General features: G+C 39.9%; 13 protein-coding genes and 6 pseudogenes. 9 read left to right on the top strand and 10 right to left on the bottom strand.

Features of this window, described 5'->3' with window-relative positions:
- Positions 1-39 precede the first annotated feature (39 nt).
- Both AEX56_RS02715 and AEX56_RS02710 read left to right on the top strand, forming a co-directional pair.
- Positions 40-531, top strand: a pseudogene (locus AEX56_RS02715) (ECF transporter S component); the annotation flags it as partial.
- Positions 532-643: 112 nt separating this feature from the next.
- Positions 644-2,301: pseudogene (locus AEX56_RS02710) on the top strand (phospho-sugar mutase).
- Between the two features lie 833 nt (positions 2,302-3,134).
- On the opposite strand, the gene mutY reads toward AEX56_RS02710, so the two are convergent.
- From mutY to AEX56_RS02670, 7 genes and pseudogenes are all read right to left on the bottom strand, one after another.
- Positions 3,135-4,283 (bottom strand): A/G-specific adenine glycosylase, encoded by a 1,149-nt coding sequence (gene mutY, locus AEX56_RS02700; protein WP_049617797.1) that lies wholly within the window; start codon positions 4,281-4,283, stop codon positions 3,135-3,137.
- Positions 4,284-4,330: 47 nt separating this feature from the next.
- Positions 4,331-5,917 (bottom strand): annotated as a pseudogene (locus AEX56_RS02695) (ABC transporter ATP-binding protein).
- A 6-nt stretch (positions 5,918-5,923) separates the two neighbouring features.
- Positions 5,924-7,294 (bottom strand): annotated as a pseudogene (locus tag AEX56_RS08175) (ABC transporter transmembrane domain-containing protein); the annotation flags it as partial.
- An 8-nt stretch (positions 7,295-7,302) separates the two neighbouring features.
- Positions 7,303-8,289, bottom strand: coding sequence for a phosphate acetyltransferase (pta, locus tag AEX56_RS02685; RefSeq protein WP_049617796.1), 987 nt, complete (start codon positions 8,287-8,289; stop codon positions 7,303-7,305).
- Positions 8,290-8,320: 31 nt separating this feature from the next.
- Positions 8,321-9,208: pseudogene (locus tag AEX56_RS02680) on the bottom strand (RluA family pseudouridine synthase); the annotation flags it as partial.
- Positions 9,208-10,026: an NAD kinase gene (locus tag AEX56_RS02675; RefSeq protein ID WP_131542076.1), complete on the bottom strand. Its 819-nt coding sequence runs from the start codon at positions 10,024-10,026 to the stop codon at positions 9,208-9,210. The gene AEX56_RS02675 and the pseudogene AEX56_RS02680, both read right to left, overlap by 1 nt.
- Positions 10,010-10,681, bottom strand: a complete 672-nt coding sequence (locus AEX56_RS02670) for a GTP pyrophosphokinase (protein WP_049617794.1) — start codon at positions 10,679-10,681, stop codon at positions 10,010-10,012. The genes AEX56_RS02675 and AEX56_RS02670 overlap by 17 nt, the downstream gene beginning before the upstream one ends.
- Positions 10,682-10,770: 89 nt before the next feature.
- On the opposite strand from AEX56_RS02670, the gene AEX56_RS02665 reads away from it, so the two are divergent.
- The 7 genes from AEX56_RS02665 (at position 10,771) to AEX56_RS02640 (ending at position 15,621) form a co-directional block, all read left to right on the top strand.
- Positions 10,771-11,343: a CYTH domain-containing protein gene (locus tag AEX56_RS02665; protein ID WP_049617793.1), complete on the top strand. Its 573-nt coding sequence runs from the start codon at positions 10,771-10,773 to the stop codon at positions 11,341-11,343.
- Between the two features lie 147 nt (positions 11,344-11,490).
- Positions 11,491-12,465: a ribose-phosphate diphosphokinase gene (locus tag AEX56_RS02660; protein ID WP_049617792.1), complete on the top strand. Its 975-nt coding sequence runs from the start codon at positions 11,491-11,493 to the stop codon at positions 12,463-12,465.
- Complete coding sequence (locus AEX56_RS02655) at positions 12,462-13,577, top strand: cysteine desulfurase family protein (protein WP_049617791.1); 1,116 nt, start codon at positions 12,462-12,464, stop codon at positions 13,575-13,577. The genes AEX56_RS02660 and AEX56_RS02655 overlap by 4 nt, the downstream gene beginning before the upstream one ends.
- 9 nt (positions 13,578-13,586) lie before the next feature.
- Positions 13,587-13,934 (top strand): DUF1831 domain-containing protein, encoded by a 348-nt coding sequence (locus AEX56_RS02650; RefSeq protein ID WP_049617790.1) that lies wholly within the window; start codon positions 13,587-13,589, stop codon positions 13,932-13,934.
- A 2-nt stretch (positions 13,935-13,936) separates the two neighbouring features.
- The gene (locus AEX56_RS08170) at positions 13,937-14,092 is read left to right on the top strand and encodes a DUF4649 family protein (RefSeq protein WP_082326151.1); all 156 of its coding nucleotides are present in this window, start codon (positions 13,937-13,939) and stop codon (positions 14,090-14,092) included.
- 185 nt (positions 14,093-14,277) lie between these two features.
- The gene (locus AEX56_RS02645) at positions 14,278-14,916 is read left to right on the top strand and encodes a redox-sensing transcriptional repressor Rex (protein WP_049617789.1); all 639 of its coding nucleotides are present in this window, start codon (positions 14,278-14,280) and stop codon (positions 14,914-14,916) included.
- A 12-nt stretch (positions 14,917-14,928) separates the two neighbouring features.
- The gene (locus AEX56_RS02640; protein WP_049618237.1) at positions 14,929-15,621 is read left to right on the top strand and encodes a gamma-glutamyl-gamma-aminobutyrate hydrolase family protein; all 693 of its coding nucleotides are present in this window, start codon (positions 14,929-14,931) and stop codon (positions 15,619-15,621) included.
- Positions 15,622-15,658: 37 nt separating this feature from the next.
- Here AEX56_RS02640 and AEX56_RS08165 read toward each other — a convergent pair.
- From AEX56_RS08165 to gyrA, 3 genes and pseudogenes are all read right to left on the bottom strand, one after another.
- Positions 15,659-16,092, bottom strand: a pseudogene (locus tag AEX56_RS08165) (UPF0758 domain-containing protein); the annotation flags it as partial.
- A gap of 61 nt (positions 16,093-16,153) precedes the next feature.
- Positions 16,154-16,903: a class A sortase gene (locus AEX56_RS02630; RefSeq protein WP_049617788.1), complete on the bottom strand. Its 750-nt coding sequence runs from the start codon at positions 16,901-16,903 to the stop codon at positions 16,154-16,156.
- A complete protein-coding gene (gyrA, locus tag AEX56_RS02625) occupies positions 16,903-19,353 on the bottom strand; it encodes a DNA gyrase subunit A (protein ID WP_049617787.1) in 2,451 nt (816 codons plus the stop codon). Before gyrA ends, AEX56_RS02630 begins: the two co-directional genes overlap by 1 nt.
- Between the last annotated feature and the right edge of the window lie 59 nt (positions 19,354-19,412).

Here is a 19,412-nt window from a genome sequence, read left to right as displayed (position 1 = left end):
TAATCATTTTTCAAAGGAGTATTTTGTGAAACAGACTGTTCTTTCGTTTTTAATATTTTACCAGTTCCAATCAAGCCGACTATTGTTCACATTTCGGTTATTATCGCTTCTATCATTTATGGTCCGCGAATCGGCGCTATTTTAGGTGCTTTGATGGGAGTTATCAGTATCGTAACCAATACAATCGTACTGTTGCCAACTAGCTATCTTTTCTCTCCTCTCGTGGAAAATGGGAATTTTGCATCTCTGATCATTGCTATGGTGCCACGAATTTTGATTGGGATTACTCCTTACTTTGTCTATCGTCTTATGAAAAATAAGACCGGTCTCATTTTAGCTGGTGCTGTTGGTTCCATGACGAATACCATCTTCGTTCTTGGAGGAATCTTCGTTCTCTTCTCACACGTCTATAGTGGTGATATTCAAGCTATGTTAGCAGCCGTTTTAGGAACCAATTCCATCGCAGAAGCTATCATTTCGGCAATACTCACAGTAGCCATCGTTCCAGCACTTGAAAAATTAAAAAAATAATCTGTTTAAATCACGTGAAAGCGTGATTTTTTTCTTTGAAAATGATATAATGAAAGCGTTTAATAGACTTTTCAATTCTGTTAATAACAAGTTTTAACAAAAGGAGTTTTAAATGACTTATCAAGAAAATGTTGAAAAATGGCTTCATTCTACTGATCTTCCAGACTATCTTCGCCAAGAATTAGAAGCTATGGATAAAAAAACAAAAGAAGATGCCTTTTATACCAATCTTGAATTTGGAACAGCTGGTATGCGTGGTTATATCGGTGCTGGTACCAATCGTATCAATATCTATGTCGTTCGCCAAGCAACTGAAGGCTTAGCTAAATTGGTTGAATCAAAAGGTGAGGAAGCTAAAAAACGTGGTGTTGCTATTGCCTACGATTCACGTCACTTCTCTCCAGAATTTGCCTTTGAATCTGCCCAAGTCTTAGCTGCTCATGGTATCAAATCCTATGTTTTTGAGAGCTTACGTCCAACACCTGAATTGTCATTTACTGTTCGCCATTATGGTGCCATTGCAGGTATTATGGTCACGGCTAGCCATAACCCCAAAGAATTCAATGGCTACAAAGTATACGGGGAAGATGGTGGACAAATGCCACCTGCGGATGCGGATGCTTTGACAGGCTATATTCGTGCTATCGAAGATCCATTTGCCGTTCAGTTAGCTGATTTGGGAGAAAGTAAGGCATCTGGGCTCATCACTATTCTAGGTGAAGAAACAGATGCTCTCTATTTAGAAGAATTAAAAGATATCAATATTAACCCTGAATTGATTAAAGAATTTGGTCGTGACATGAAGATTGTTTACACACCACTTCATGGTACAGGTGAGATGTTGGCTCGTCGCGCTCTAGCACAAGCAGGGTTTGAATCTGTACAAATCGTAGAATCACAAGCTGTTGCCGATCCAAATTTCTCAACTGTTGCTTCTCCAAACCCAGAAAGTCAAGCAGCTTTTGCGCTTGCTGAGGAGTTGGGGCGCCAAGTTGATGCGGATGTTCTTCTTGCTACTGACCCTGATGCTGACCGTGTTGGCGTTGAAGTTCGTCAAGCAGATGGCTCTTATTGGAATCTTTCTGGTAACCAAATCGGTGCTCTCATTGCCCTATCGTATCTACCGAGTTGGTAACGAAAATTGCGGAAAGCTACGGCGCAACCATGTTCAATGTCTTGACAGGTTTCAAATTTATCGCTGAAAAAATTCAGGAATTTGAAGAAACAGGTAACTACATATACATGTTTGGTTTTGAAGAAAGTTTCGGATACCTCATTAAACCATTCGTACGTGATAAAGATGCCATCCAAGCTGTTCTTTTGGTTGCCGAAATTGCTGCCTACTACCGTTCACGTGGTTTGACTCTGGCTGATGGTATCGACGAAATCTTCAAAGAATATGGCTATTTTGCTGAGAAAACTATTTCCGTAATCCTTTCAGGTATGGATGGCGCTGCCGAAATTAAGAAAATCATGGATAAATTCCGCGACAATGCTCCTAGCCAATTTAACAGTACCGCTATTGCTCTCACAGAAGATTTCCAAGAACTCACTGCAACAGATGGTCAAGGTCATGTTGAAAAACTTACTACCCCACCAAGTAATGTTCTCAAATATACTCTTGCTGATGATAGCTGGTTTGCCGTTCGTCCTTCCGGAACAGAGCCAAAAATCAAATTCTACATCGCAACCGTTGGAGAGACGTTATCTGAAGCTGAAGAAAAAATTGCCAATATTGAAGCTGAAATTAACGCCTTCGTTGGCCAATAATCCTCAAGGAAAAATCAAAAGCAGACTTCAGCAAGATAATTTGAAGTCAGCAATCTAGTATTTTGGTTTTAATAAAGCCTAGTTGTCTCCCAACCACCAGCTTTTATACTGGTGGTTTTTTCAACGTGCAACTAAAAAAGGAGGCCTTACTCGGCCTCCTCACTTGCAATGGGAAAAGTCTATCTACTCTACCATTTTTAATCATTTGATTTATTATTTAGCTACCCAAGGTACAAATTTCATACATATTTACAACGTTAACAATTGGATGACTGCAAAATTGCAGTCCAACTACTTTAACAATTTTGAAAGTTGCGATAAGCTAGGGATAGCTTACATGGGCACATTAGCCTAAGTTCATATTTAGATGGGGAGCAAGGCTAATTGACTTTAACAATAGACAATTTAGTATTCACACGCATAAGCGATAGACTTTTCCGAGCTAAGCACTGCTTTTGTTTGGGTTCACACATTTATGATCTAAATGCCCTCCCTTTATCATCTTCACTCATCTGTTAAACAGATGTTAACTCTTGTTCTCTTTGTACATTTTCATTTTTATTCGAATATAGAAATAGAACCGACGAAGAAAATACAGCACCACCAACAAATAAATAGCAATCCCAGTTAGGCTGATAAGGTCATAATCACCTTATAGGCTACTGAAACATAGTTTTCTAGGAGATAGAGTATTTCTAGATATCCTAGAAAGAGCCAAGTGAAATGTTTCTGATACCATTTCATTCTATCATCCCTTTTTACCTTGTATTATACTCTTTTTTAAAAGCGCTTTCAAGTGTTTGTATTCAAAAAACCAAACTTTTTTATTTGGTTTATGGTTTCCCTTTTAAATATGCTTCCCACATTTTCTGTTGGGGTTTGGCAAAAGGATACAGATGAAAATCTTCTACTGCGACCCAGCGCAGTTCCTTTTCCTCAGGCAACGAATCATCCGAAAGCACACCTTCTATTAGCTCAATCTGCCATTTACGATGGCTAAAAATATGCTGAACGGACTGGAATTTTTCTTCTTGCCAATCAGGATTTATTCTATATTCTTTTTGGAAAAGAATCTTGGGATTAGAAATAATTGCTTCTTCTACCACTTCTAATAAGTTAATTTCTTGCAGCATTGGTGCGTCAGCTTGGACCAAAGGAAAAGACCAAAATCCAGACAAAAGCCCAGCTTCTTGATTTTTTTCTAAAAGAAACTGATTTTGCTGATTTCGGATAACAAAGCCTCGATAGTATATTGGGATTGGCTTTTTCTTGGGTGCTTTGATAGGATATTTATCCATGGTCCCATGCAAATAGGCTGCACTAAAATCTCGGACGGGGCTTTCCTCTGGACGAGGATTGACAGGCGATTCAAAGCTAGAACCCAAATCCATTAGGGCTTGATTGAAATCCCCAGGTCGATCAGGATCAATCAATTCTTCCATGATAGCTTGGAAAATTTTGCGATTGGCCGGTACACCGATATCGTAATCTACCTCAAAAAGACGCGCCATAACGCGCATGACATTGCCATCTACTGCTGGTTCAGCAAGACCGAATGCAATGCTGGAAATAGCTCCCGCAGTATAGGGACCAATTCCTTTCAAGCTCGCAATTTCTTCATAAGTTTCAGGAAATTTTCCTCCAAAATCCTCCACCATCTGCTGGGCTGCTTTTTGCATATTGCGCACTCGTGAATAATATCCCAATCCCTCCCAAACCTTGAGTAAGGTCTCTTCATCAGCCTCCGCCAAAGCTTTAATATCTGGCAAACGATAAAGAAAACTCTCATAGTAAGGAATAACGGTATCCACTCGTGTCTGCTGTAGCATAATTTCAGATACCCAGATAGCATAAGGATCAGCTGTCCTACGCCATGGCAAATCACGTTTATTGGCATCGTACCAGTCCAAAAGCGCCTTTCGAAAACGCACAATTTTGTCTTTGGACCACATGTCAACGCCATATTCTTTCAAATTTAACATGGTTCTAGTATAGCAAAAAGAGCTGGAAACTCCAACTCTCTCATTTTTTAATTGAATGAATTCTGACTAACCTGCATCTTATAATAAAACCCTTTAGCTTTCATAAGATGTTCATGATTTCCCTGTTCGACAATTTTTCCATCTACCATGACCAAAATAATATCAGCAGATTGGATGGTAGATAGACGGTGAGCAATGATAAAACTGGTTCGTCCATGCATCAGTTTTTCAAACGCCTCTTGAATGAGCGCTTCTGTCCGCGTATCAATAGACGACGTTGCTTCATCCAATATAAGGATTTTAGGAACTTTTATAAAGACACGAGCAATGGCTAATAGCTGGCGCTGTCCTTGAGACAAGGAATCACCCACGTCTAATAAAAATGTATCGTAGCCTTTTGGTAACTGACGAATAAAGAAATCTGCATTGGCTACTTGTGCCGCTTCTACCACTAATTCGGTTGAATAGGTACACCATCCAATAAAATTTGTCCCTGATCCACTTCGTAAAAACGCATCAGTAAGTTAATCAAAGTTGATTTTCCTGCCCCAGTCGGTCCCACGATAGCTACCTTACTACCCGCTGGAATATGCAATGTTAAATCATCAATCAAGGTTTTGGGCTTGTCATAGGAAAAAGTAACATCTTGAAAGTCAAAAGCACCCTCAACATTATCAGATTTTAATTGGAATACATTTTCTTCTGTAATGGGAGCCTCTTCTAACAAGTCAAACAAACGCTTAGCACAAGCTAGAGCGCTCTGCAATTCCGACAATACCGATGAGATATCATTGAAAGGCTTGGTGTATTGACTAGCATAATTCAAAAAGGTCGTCAAAGCTCCTACAGTAAAATCTGCTTGCATGATTCGAAAAGCACCCAATCCCGCAAGCAAAGCGTAGATCAAAGCATTGACAAAACGTGTCATGGGGTTGATGGTTGAGGAGGTAAAAATAGCCTTTTCGGAAATAGCTGCGTAGCTTGCATTGGTTTCAAAAAACGCTTGACGAAATTGTTGTTGAGCGTTGAAAGGCTGAATGAGATTGCTCTTCCGTTTGTTTACGATAATAGAGGTATGACTTCTTAGCAATAAACCGTGCCACAAATAAGGAAACAGGTGTTAAAATGACAACCACTGTCATCATGAAGAAGTCGAGCCTTGCCATGGTAAAGATGGTCAAGACAATGGTTAAAACACCTATAAAAAATTGGTTAAAAATCATCAACAAACCATTGCTTAGCTGCTCACTATCTGTGGAAACTCGTGCCATCAGATCCCCAGTACTTTGCTGATCAAGATAGGACAAAGGTAAATGGTGCAGGTGCACAAAGGCCTCTTGGCGCAAGTCACTAATGACACCATAAATTAATTTATTGGATAGATAGGGTACCCACCATTGTAGCACTGTATTACACCCGATGACCAAAACCATCTGCAAGAGAATCAATTTGAGCTCTGCAAGCCCTTGGACTTCTAAGACAACGTCAATGGCTTGGCCAATTAAAATCGGCAGATAGACTGTCAAAAGGACCTGACCTAAGCTTCCTAATATCATCATGCCCAAAGGGATAGGCCGAGCCCAAAAACGGTTCAAAAGCTGACGTAAGGTAGATTGTTTTTGCTGCTTAAGCATTTTTTCCACCTCCCTAGCATGTTGAGATTGGTCAATTTCTCGATAAATAGCAGGGCTTTCCAGCAAGTCGGCATGACATCCAAGACCAACCTGCTTGCCCTTGTCCAGTACCAAGATCTGATCAGCAGCCTTCAAACTACTGGTTCGTTGCGAAACCATGATGAGAGTTTGCTGAGGAAGTTGCTCAGCAATCGCCCTCAGAAGATGACTTTCTGTCATATAATCTAAGGCAGATGTTGCGTCATCCAAGAGCAAAATTGGCGCCGCGTGCCCATGTGAACAATGCCCATAAATCGACCAGATGCTAAGCTAAAATTAATTCCTTCTAACGCTGGTTCCACTGCATTAGGATAGATAAATGTTAGTTGGTCTACAGTTACTATTTCTTGTTTTTCTTTTGGTCTTACTTGTTCAAGCGGAGCGAAAATATTTTCTGATTCCTGATTAAAAATGTCCTGAACACACCTTGCACTCACATAAGTTTGATTGAGCGTATTGACCACCATCACTAGCTTGACTAATTCAACCAGAATTTGCAAAAGATAATTAATCAAGGCAACCAACATTCCTTGTTTCAAAAACGAATCTGCAACGGCTAATTTCCCTTGCAACATTAAGAAAACCAAGGTCATATTGACCACTAAGTAGGTTGCAGGCGTCAGCAATACAGACCAGAAACCTGCGCGTATTTGCCCCTCTTCGTAGCTCTCATTGGCTATCGTAAACTGCTGAATTTCTCGTTCTCTCTGTCCAAAAGCACGAATTACCCGCATTCCCGTACTATTTTCCTTGACTAGTGATACCAAGTGGTCCAAGGATTTACGCAAGGATTGATAGAGCTGGGTAGTGATACGCGAGATCACTACTACGCTTACGAACAAAATCGGAATCATTCCTAAAAATAACAGCGATAATCGTGGACTAATGGTTACCGCCACGAGGAGCGCTCCAAATACCACGATGGGCGCGCGCAAAAAGAGACGAAGAAAAATATTGATTCCCGTCTGAATCTGCAAAGTATCACTTGATAAGCGTGTTAAGAGACTAGAACTCGTCAATTGGTCCTGACTGGTTTTTGGGAGGAATAAAACTTTTTCGTATAAGGCTTCCGTCAATTCCTTTGTAAAACCAATCGCCGCCTTAGCTGAAAAAATACTGAGCTGTGATAGAAAACCCAACTCCCGTAAGAGCTAAAATAGCCAATAATAAAATCATAGCAACCAAGTTTCCTTGATTGCTAGATGGGATAATAGTGTCAACGATTTTTGCGATGACAAGAGGAACACATAATTCAAGACAGGCTTCAATCAGTTTGAACAGTGGAGCCAAAATAGTCTCTTTTTTGTAGTTCCTAAAATACCTTAATAAATCAGACATAAACCTTCTTAAAGTTCATCTACTGCTTGTGCAGCAGTAATGATAGATAGTTTGTAAACGTCCTCAGAGCTACAACCACGTGACAAGTCATTTACTGGTTTGTTAAGTCCTTGAAGAACTGGACCGACAGCATCGTAACCGCCAAGACGCTCAGCAATTTTGTAAGCGATGTTTCCTGCTTCGATAGCTGGGAAGATAAAGACGTTAGCTTGACCTGCAACCGGGCTATTTGGAGCTTTCAATTTCGCTGTGCCTGACACGAGCGCTGCATCCATTTGCAATTCACCATCAATCAATAAGTCCGGACGCAATTCTTGTACGATACGAGTTGCTTCAACTACTTTATCAACCTGTGGACCTGAACCTGAACCTTTTGTTGAGTAAGAAATCATCGCTACTTTAGGGTCGATACCAAAAGTTTTTGCAGTTTCAGCTGAGTTAATCGCAATATCTGCCAATGCTTCTGCATCTGGATCAATATTGATAGCACAGTCACCAAAGATGTATTGTTTTTCTTCTTTCATCATCAAGAAGACACCTGAAGTACGTTTTACACCTGGTTTTGTCTTAATGATTTGAAGTGCTGGACGAACTGTATCGGCAGTTGAGTGAATAGCACCTGATACCATACCTTCAGCTAAGCCCATTTGTACCAACATAACCCCAAAATAGTTTACATCACACAAAATTTCATCCGCTTGGCTCTCATCCACTTTCCCTTTACGAAGAGCTAAAAATTCACTCTTCATTGTTTCAAAGTTAGCGTAATTATTTGGATCTAATACAGTAATACCTGGGTCTGAAAAACCAAATTCAATCAACAAGTTATGAACTTCTGTTGGATTCCCAATAATGATTGGCTCCATCAAACCTTCAAATTTCAAACGAGCCGCTGCACGAACAACACGCCCATCTGTTCCCTCTGGTAAGACAATACGAATTTTTTTACCAACGATTTTGCGTTTTAAGTCGCCAAATAAGCCACGAATTTCCATGAAATCTACATCTCCTAATAATATATTGTTTATTTCCTAAAGCCATGATAACGCTTTGAAAGTCATTTGTCAAATCACTTTCAAAAACCATCTCCTCTTTTGTAAATGGATTAACAAATTCTAAACGATGACAGTGAAGTGCCTGACGGTCAATTCCAAATTCCAAACTACCTCCGTAAAGATCATCTCCTAGAAGCGGGAATCCGATATGTGAAAAATGCACACGAATCTGATGAGTCCGTCCCGTATGAAGCTCAATATCCACCAAATGAACATTGTCCCAACTAGAAACACTTCTGTAAGAAGTATGAGCGTATTTGCCCAACGGAGTTACACATCGTGTAATAATGCTGTCCTCTGGACGACCAATGGGAGCAATGATTTCCCCAGCCATATCCAAATGCTCTTCACCTTGAACCAAAGCATAATAACGCTTTTGAATCAATTTGGACTGTAACTGCTTGTCCAATCTAGCATGGGCATATCCGTGCTTAGCAAACAACATAAGTCCCGAGGTATCCTTATCCAAGCGCGTCACAATATGAATCTGCTTATTTTCATACCCCTGTTTCAAGTAATAAGCCTTAACAAAGTTTGCCATGGTATTGGAATGAAGGATACTGGGGATAGAAGCAACACCATAAGGCTTGTTAATCACTAAAAAATGCTCATCTTCGTAAACAATATCTAAAGGATGGTCAAGAGCCTTGAGACTACCTGTTACATCCTCTTCACACGGAATATCAATGGTCACAATATCTCCAGCTTCCAAGAGAAAAATAGCATTCTGCTCTTGGTAATTGACCTGAATTTTTCCACCTTCAAATTTAATCTTTGCAAGAAGAGCCTTTGAAATGTCATGCTTTTTCAAAAATGTCTTGACCTTCATACGCTGGTCTGCCACAAATTCAAAACGCATTATTCCACCTCTCCAATAAAGGCATCTTTGACGCGATTCCAAAAACTAGTATGTCTTGGTGTCGCTACGAAGTTGATTTTGTTATGGTCAATCTGGTATTCAATCCGCTCAATATTGTCATAGACAAAGGTTCGGTTGTCTATGGCGATAGAGTATCGGTCATCATGTTTAGGTTCAATAACAATTTTATCCTTTTTAGGAACAACTATGGAAGATCCCAGTGTTCGATAAACACGATTATTGAGACTGGCTACTTCTGCAATTTGCAGCGCTTCAATGGTTGGGTGTAGTACCGCTCCACCAAGCGATTTATTGTAGGCAGTTGAACCTGTCGGCGTTGAAACAGCGATACCATCCCCTCGGAAACGTTCAAAGGGCACGCCATTGATATAAACATCCGCCACCATAGTTTTTGACAAGCGCTTGATGGTCGCTTCATTCAAAGCGCGAGCTGTGATGATTCTTCCGTCCAACATATGAATTTTAACACCCAAAATTGGGTAAGCGACCTTGGCACCTGTGTCCAATTTGAGATTTTCTATGAGCTCATCTACCTCAAAATCACGATAATCCGTGTAAAAGCCAAGATGTCCTGTATGAATCCCCACAAAACGTACACGATCTAAAATAGATTCATATTTGTGAAATGCCGACAAGAGCATTCCATCTCCCCCAATTGAAATCACAATATCTGGATTTTTAGGGGTCATAATAAAATTAGCTTCTTTGAGCTTGGTCCAAAGTTCCTTTGAAACAGCTTCACTCTTAGGATTTCGACTGCTGAGCAGAGCGATTTTTTTTCTATCTGTATTCTTCATCTGTATCATCGCTATTTCCGACACCGTCATTCAATTTACGATGGGCAGGATCAAATAGTGCCTGCGCTTCTTGAATGTCGTCACGGATTTTTCGCATCTCCTCATCTAACTGGTAAGCAATCTTAGCGGTTACTTCCAAACGTTTTTTAATCTCTTCGGGGAAATCGCCCTTGTATTTGTAATTGAGTGAATGCTCAATTGTTGCCCAAAAGTTCATGGATAATGTTCGAATTTGGATTTCCGCCAGAACCGTTTCATTTCCATTGATGGTATCAACTGGATATTCAACCACCACATGGTAGGAACGATAGCCAGAAGACTTCATATTGGTGATATAGTCTCGCTCGTGCACAATCCGCATATCCTTACGCTTACGAATAATTTCCAGAACTTCTTCTACGTCATCGACAAATTGGACCATGACCCTCACACCAGCAATGTCCTGCATATCCTGGGCAATATTTTCCATCTTAATATGTCGTAGAGCCATCTTTTCCTTGATAGACTCGATAGGCTTGACACGTCCTGTCACAAATTCAATTGGCGAATGTCGATTAGCCTTACGATACTGCTTGCGAATACCCCGCAACTTGATTTTTAACTCACCAACTGTTTGGATATAGGGGTCCAAAAGATCTTCCCAATTAAATTCCATAAGGTCTCCCTTCTTGTCAAAATGCCGATTTTCGTATAGAATAGCACAAAGACTATTATACCACACGAAAGGTTATTCCTCTAGCAAAAATGAACCACTTAGAAATTGAATACAAGACTCTTCTAACAGAAAAAGAATATCAAATACTACTAGCAGACTTTGCTGATGTCACACCGGTTGAACAAACCAATTACTATATCGATACTCCAGACGAGCAAATCAAAAAATCTCGTTCCTCTCTTCGTATCCGTATCTTGGAAAATAGGGCAGAGTTGACCTTAAAAGTTCCTCAAGAAATTGGAAATTTAGAGTACAATCAGGAGTTATCAATAGAAACAGCGCAACATCTGGTCCAGCATTTCATTCTTCCTGATGGTTCAATCAAAGAATTACTAGTTGAAAAAAACATTGATCTAGACAAATTGATTGTTTGGGGACATTTAACCACTAAGCGTCTTGAAAAAGAAAGTGAGATTGGTTTAATGGCACTGGATGCTAACCGTTGCTCCCACCATAAAGATTTTGAATTGGAAGTCGAAGTTTCTGACGCTCCAGCAGGAAAAATAGCATTTGACGATTACCTAAAAAGCAAAGGGATATCTTTCAAATATGCCAGCAGCAAGGTTGCACGTGCAGCATCACTCCTCAAAACAGCTAAATAAGCTGTTTTTTCTACTTATCTACTGGAAAAATAGCATTTTTTTGGTAAAATAGTAACGTCTATAGAAAAATTAGCTTTCTCTAGTCCAACTTCCAATAGTCCACTGGACTATTGGAACCCTCTTATCTTATAAAGGAGTTATTCTATCATGGTTCAACCTTATGGTGATAAACAAATTAAATTGTTTGCTTTAAATGGAAATCCAGAAATTGCACAAAAGATTTCTGAGGCTTCTGGCATCCCTTTGGGAAAGATGTCTTCTCGTCAGTTCTCTGATGGGGAGATTCAAATTAACATTGAAGAAAGTGTACGTGGAGTTGATGTCTACATTATCCAATCCACTAGCTATCCTGTTAACAATCACCTGTGGGAACTTCTTATCATGATTGACGCATGTAACCGTGCGAGCGCTAACTCTGTAACAGTTGTCATGCCATACTTCGGATATGCACGCCAAGACCGCACCGCTGCGCCTCGTGAACCAATCACAGCTAAACTCGTAGCCAATATGCTGGTCAAAGCTGGTGTTAGCCGTGTGGTAACACTTGATTTACACGCTGTGCAGGTCCAAGGTTTCTTTGATATCCCAGTCGACAATCTCTTTACCGTTCCACTCTTTGCTTCTCACTACATTGAAAAAGGACTAACTGGTTCAGATGTCGTCGTAGTAAGTCCGAAGAACTCTGGAATCAAACGTGCTCGTAGTCTTGCTGAATATTTAGATGCTCCTATCGCTATCATTGATTATTCCCAAGGTGATGCAGAACGTGAAGAAGGCTATATTATCGGTGATGTTGCCGGTAAAAAAGCCATCTTGATTGATGATATCTTAAACACTGGTCGTACCTTCTCAGAAGCTGCTAAAATTTTGGAACGCGATGGCGCAACTGATATTTACGCCGTTGCTAGCCATGGACTTTTTGCAGGAAATGCTGTTGAATTACTGGACCAAGCGCCAATTCAAGAAATTTTGGTAACCGATTCTGTTGCCAAAAAAGAGAAAATGCCAAAAGCTATTTCATTCTTAACAGCTAGCAATCTACTTGCCGAGTCTATCTTGCGCATTCATGAACGCCGTCCAGTCAGCCCACTCTTTAATTACGTACCCGATAATACAAAATGATCTATTTAGATAACGCTGCAACTACATCTCTATCGCAAGCTGCTCTTGCCACTTTGATGGAAGTTTCTCAAGATATTTTTGGAAATCCATCAAGCATTCATCACTTTGGTCGAAAGGCCAATCAAATTTTTCGCCAAGCAAGACAGACTATCGCAGAGGCACTGCACACCCATCCCAACCATATTATTTTTACCTCAGGTGGGTCCGAAGCAGATAATCTGGCTATTAAAGGTTATGCCTTAGCTAATCAAGTCAAAGGAAAACACTTAATTACAACTGCCATCGAGCACCATGCCGTTCTGCACACCATGGAATATCTAGAACAGCAATTTGGTTTTGAAGTTACTTACTTGGAACCAATTAACCATGTTATTACTGCTCAGCAAGTCCAGGAAGCTCTTCGTCCGGATACCATTTTAGTAAGCGTTATGTACGCCAATAATGAAACAGGGCAAATCCTTCCTATCAAGGAAATTGGACGAGTCCTGACTCAACATCAGGCTGTTTTCCATGTAGATGCCGTACAAGTCGTGGGAAAACTTCCACTTCACCCAGAAGATCTAAATATTGATCTACTCGCTGCATCGGCTCATAAGTTCCATGGTCCAAAAGGTGTTGGCTTCCTATATAGTCGACTGCCAAACCTTGCTTCTCTCATCCATGGAGGAAAACAAGAAAGTCAACACCGTGCAGGAACTGAAAACGTCGCAGGAATTGCAGCCATGGCTACTGCTTTAGAAGAACAGCTAAGACATGCTAAAGAAAACTGGCAAACTGTCACTACCTTAAAAAATGCAGTAATTGAGGAGCTAAAAGGTAGTTCAATATACGTCAATGAGGACTTTGAGACAATCCCCTACGTTTTAAACTTGGGTTTGCAAGATCAACTCAATGAACAAATTCTTATGCGACTTGATTTAGCCGGTATTGCAGTCTCTAGCGGCTCTGCTTGTACAGCAGGAGTCATCCAAAAAAGCCATGTTCTTTCTGCCCTATATGGCGCTGACTCCCCCCGCTTGACCGAATCTATCCGGGTCTCTTTCTCGGAAACCAATACTATTGAAGAGATTCTAACCTTTACTTCTACTTTAAAAAATATGATAACAAAATAGGAGGCCGCTATGGCATTTGAAAAATCTGTTGCATTAAAAGATTGCGACTACATTTATGAGATTAGTTCTGCTATCAAAAAATACACTCTTCGCGATAACACTTTTGAGCAAACTCATGTCGGCAATTACCAATTGACTCGAATTCTTGAAGAAGTCCCAAATTCAAACGAAGGTTTTTTACTAAAAATCATTATCAATAAAGATTTAACAGGTTTTAAAATCAATATCACCGATAAATCTGGCCTTCATATTGTAAATATTTTCAAAAATGATAGTAACAAAGTCATCCAAGAAAAATTCTATTTCCTTATGGATAGTTTAGTTGACCGAGATATCTTCACAAAGAAAGTAAAATAGTTATGATTACACTGACTTACCAAGATGCTTACCAACAAGAGCGTTCACAAACTTATGCCAACTTGGACGAAATTCTACTCGCTTTTTCTAGCTGTATTACTCTACCTGATTATTTAAAAGTAGTCTCTTTGACAGAAGATGGAAATGACCTAGGATAATAAATACAGCGGTAGCATAGGTGATCTCTATCGATTTCTCCAACAATTACAAGCAAATAGAGTTTAAAAACAAGAACTTGTTCTTGTTTTTTTATTTGATTTTCAGTTCAAATCTGTTGCAATATTCACAAACTTGTTTTACAATAGAGTAATGAAATAAACGATCAGAATGGAGAAAAAAGATTGTGAAACACGATAAAGATACAAAAATTCCACGCGCCACTGCCAAACGACTCTCTCTTTATTACCGAATTTTTAAACGATTCCACAGGGAAAATATTCAAAAAGCTAGCTCAAAAGAGATTGCTGAAGCTATCGGAATTGATTCTGCAACTGTTCGTCGTGATTTTTCCTACTTTGGTGAATTAGGACGCCGAGGTTTTGGCTACGATGTAAAAAAATTGATGGATTTCTTCGCAGATATCCTCAATGACAACTCTATCACTAACGTAATGCTGATTGGTGTCGGAAATATGGGACGTGCCCTTCTCCACTACCGCTTCCATGAGCGTAACAAAATGAAAATTGTAATGGCTTTTGAAACAGACAACTATCCTGCTGTGGGGACCATCGATGCAAATGTTCCCATTTATGGCATTTCTGATTTGCAAGAAAAAGTCAGTGAAGTCAATGTTCAAACTGCTATTTTAACTGTACCAAGCAGTAGCGCACAAGTTGTGGCGGATGAATTGATTAAGGCTGGCATTAAAGGCATTTTGAGTTTCTCACCAATTAATTTGACAGTTCCAAAAGACGTGGTTGTCCAATATGTAGACTTGACCAGCGAATTGCAAACCCTCCTCTACTTCATGAGAAAGAACTAAGAGTATGCTATGATGAAACAACCAATCATCGGAATTACAGGCAATGAGTTTAACAACAAAGCGGATGACACTGGACCGCTCCTGTCCTACGTCGTGACAAATTTCGTTCATGCTATCAAGCGTTCGGGCGGGCTTCCACTGATCATTCCTATGGGGAGCACTGAAACTGCTAAATCCTATATTGCCATGATTGATAAGTTAGTCATGACAGGTGGGCAACGTGTTCTGCCACAATTTTACGGTGATAAAAAAAGTATTGTTAGTAATGACTACAAGTTAGAACGCGATTGTTTTGAATTAGAACTCATCAAAGAAGCTCGCGTCCAGAATAAACCAATTTTTGCTGTTTGTCGTGGTATGCAACTTTTTAATGTAGCTATGGGTGGCACTCTTCATCAGGATATTCCTAATCACTGGCAAAAAATTCCTGCAGATACTGGCTTCCACCAAATTGAAATTGAAAAAAACAGTCCCCTAGCCACTATATATGGCCAGAAGACAACTGTCAATTCGTTTCACCATCAAGCAATTAAAGATTTAGCTAGTCATTTGCAAGTTATCGCTCAAGCACCAGATCAAACCATTGAAGCTATCACAACGACTGATGGCAGTCGATTTTTAGGCGTTCAATGGCATCCTGAGCTTTTGATCTACAAGAACAGCTCCGATCAATCTCTTTTTGATTTTGTCGTGCAAAAACTTTAAAATAGTTCACTTTCTTCACGGAAACTATAATAAATGTCTCTGTAAAGTTAAAATCATTTCGACTTGGTTCAACGGAACCTGATGGATGGTTATGGACAATAATGATTGACGTTGCCATACATTTATTTGATGGCATAATGCAAAATCTCACGTGGTTCCGCAATACTACGATTGACACTACCAATAAAAATAGTACGTTTTTCCCAACTCAATCATCGCCTTCATTTCAATAGCTTTTACACGACCAATTCCAGAGAGTTTTTGCAATTCTTCTATTGATAAATCTTTGAGTGCGGATAAATGAGGTAACTTGGTCAAGAGATTGGTAGAGATAGCTGAAACAGGCTGATTTTTCGTTCCAGTACGAATAAAAATTGCCAATAATTCTTGATTGCTGAGCCGCTCTGCTCCTACTTCTAGCAAACGTTCTCGGGGTAATAATGATTCTTCTTTAAACTGAATATCGTACATAAAAGTCCCTCCACTTTATTATTCGAAAAAAGACTAGAAATCTAAGATTTCTAGTCTTTTTTTATAATTGAACTTGATTGTATGACTGACTAAAATGTTTGAGAATCTCTTTAGAAGCCTTATCGTAGTCTCCTGAAGATTCTAATTCACCTTTGACAATCGTCCGCATAGTTGCTTCAGCATCTTCACATGTTACCAACGTAATTTCATTCTTTCCTTCTACATCGTCGATGATATAGATGCTTTCTGGAGTGACAGACTCAACACTTGTTACCACATAAGTATAAACTTTTGTTTTATCTGTTATATAGATTTTCATACCGTTTTTGGCATTTTCCAAAGGTGAGAACAGAGTTTCACTAGCTCCTGCAATTCCAAAGATATGGTGACTGGCCAAGCTATAGTTTCCCTGTCCCATGACCTGATTTTCTTTCATGGTTCCTGCACCATACATGAGAGCCGTATTTGATAATCCTTTGAAAATGGGAAGATTTACTTTCAAATCTGGTATAGCAATACCCCCTATAACAGGAAGTTGTTGAGCATCCCACTGCGCTTTTAGAACTGCTTCTGTAGAAATAGACTCCACTTGTTCAAAATCAAAGGTAGTATCTGCTCCCTTATTTTTCTCAATTTCTTCTTTGGAAACTTGTGTTACTTGATATTTATTTGACTTCTGAGCAATCAGCATGTTGCGAATTGAGGTATTAAAGATCAATGTAAATGAAATCAAGAATAAGATAAATAACAAGAAGTTTTTGAGCCAACCAAATTTTCTCTTTTTTGAAGATATTTTTAATCGTCTACCCATTATTCTTCAGTTCCTTCCTCTTTTTCTTCTTCGGCATCGACCAAAGCAAAAGTCATAATTTTTGCATCGTTATCCAACCTCATCACTTTAACCCCCATGGTTGCACGACTTGTTTGGGAGATATTGCTAATATTGGTCCGAATAATGACACCAGTATCTGTAATGACCATGATATCCTCATCCCCAGAAACAGTAGTCAAGCCGGCAAGTGGACCATTCTTTTCAGCAACATTAAGGGTCTTAATTCCTTTACCACCACGACCTTTTGTCGGATATTCACTAGCTGGGGTTCTTTTACCATAACCTTTTTCAGTGATCACCAAGACTTCTTGCTCATCTGAAACCGTTGTAGCACCAACTAAAACATCACCCTCACGAAGGTTGACACCACGAACACCCGTTGCAGTACGTCCCATATTCCGCACAACTGATTCATTAAAACGAACAGAGTAGCCAAACTTGGTTCCCATAATAACATCTGCTTGACCATCTGTTAAGAAAACATTAATCAATTCGTCATCGTCTTTCAAGTTTAACGCCTTGAGACCATTTTGTCGGATATTGCCAAATTCTGATACATTGGTCCGTTTGACAACACCTTGACGTGTCGCAAAGAAGAGATAGTGGTTTTCTTCTTGATCACCTGTCACATTTATGATGGTCTGAATAGATTCATTTTCATCCAATTTCAACAAGTTGACAACTGGCAACCCCTTTGCTGTACGACCATACTCAGGAATCTCATAGCCTTTGAGTCGATATACGCGTCCTTTATTGGTAAAGAAGAGGAGCTTGTCATGAGTGCTTGTAGAAACTAACTCACGAACAAAATCGTCGTCCTTCACTCCAGTTCCTTGGACACCACGACCTCCACGTTTTTGAGCATGGAATTCATCCTGAGCTAAGCGTTTGATATACCCCTTATTCGAAAGAGTGATTAAAACATCTGTCTCTTCAATCAAGTCTTCGTCTTCAAGTGACAAGACTTCACCGACCATTAATTCTGTCCGACGTGCGTCTGCGTACTTACGTTTCACCTCATTGAGTTCTTCTTTTACGATAGCAATGACGCGTTCTGGCTTCGCTAAAATATCCGTCAAATCAGCAATCAAGGCTAACAGATCATCATATTCAGATTGAATCTTATCACGTTCCAAACCAGTCAAGCGACGAAGACGCATATCGAGGATTGCTTGACTTTGACGTTCTGACAGACCAAACTTAGACATCAATTCAGATTGTGCTTGTGCATCTGTTTCACTAGCGCGGATAATTCGAATCACTTCTTCAATATGATCAAGCGCAATAAGAAGCCCTTCTAAGATGTGAGCACGACTTTCCGCCTTATCCTTATCGAATTGAGTTCGGCGAGTCACCACTTCTTTTTGATGCTCAATATAAGCAGTCAAAATTTCTTTTACTGAAAGTATCTTTGGCACGCCACCTTGAATGGCTAGCATATTGAAACTAAAGTTAGTCTGAAGTTGGGTTAATTTAAAGAGATTATTTAAGATAACATTGGCTGATGCATCACGACGAACTTCAATAACAAAACGAACACCTTCTCGGTTAGACTCATCACGAACCGCAGTAATTCCTTCAATCCGCTTTTCTTGGGCCAAGCGCACAATATGATCATGCACTTTAGATTTATTGACCATATAAGGAAATTCTGTTACGACGATCCGTTCACGGCCATTCCCGAACTCTTCAATTTCAGTTTTCGAACGAAGAACAATAGAACCTTTACCAGTCTCATAAGCACGGTGAATACCCGATTTTCCCATGACCAAGGCTCCCGTTGGAAAGTCTGGACCAGACAAGACTTCCATAATGTCACGAGTAGTCGCCTCAGGATTGTCCATAATCAAGTTTACAGCGTCAATAGTTTCGCCCAAATTATGTGGCGGAATATTGGTCGCCATACCAACAGCAATCCCTGTCGTACCATTGACCAACAGATTTGGAAAACGCGCAGGTAGGACCTCTGGCTCACGCTCACTTGAATCATAGTTGTCCACAAAATTAACCGTATTTTTATTGATATCACGGAGCATTTCTAGCGCAATCTTACTCATACGAGCTTCGGTATAACGTTGGGCGGCTGCACCGTCTCCGTCCATAGAACCAAAGTTTCCGTGTCCATCAACTAACATGTGACGGTAACTCCACCATTGAGCCATACGAACCATAGCTTCATAAATCGCACTGTCTCCATGAGGATGGTATTTACCCATAACATCACCGGTAATACGGGCAGATTTTTTATGCGGTTTATCCGGAGTAATCCCCAACTCATTCATTCCATATAAAATACGACGATGTACGGGTTTTAAGCCATCCCTGACATCTGGGAGCGCCCGTGCTACAATAACACTCATGGCGTAGTCAATGAAGGAAGTCTTCATTTCACTCGTCAGATTTACATCTACTAAATTTTTATCTTGCATTGAAAAAATGCCTCATTTCCACTAGAAAGTATCTACTTCATTATACCATATTTTAAGGC

It is taken from the genome of Streptococcus sp. X13SY08 (assembly GCF_001182825.2).
Taxonomy (GTDB): domain Bacteria; phylum Bacillota; class Bacilli; order Lactobacillales; family Streptococcaceae; genus Streptococcus.
The sequence above is the reverse complement of the archived record's forward strand: the minus strand, read 5'-3'. Positions and strand labels throughout refer to the sequence as shown.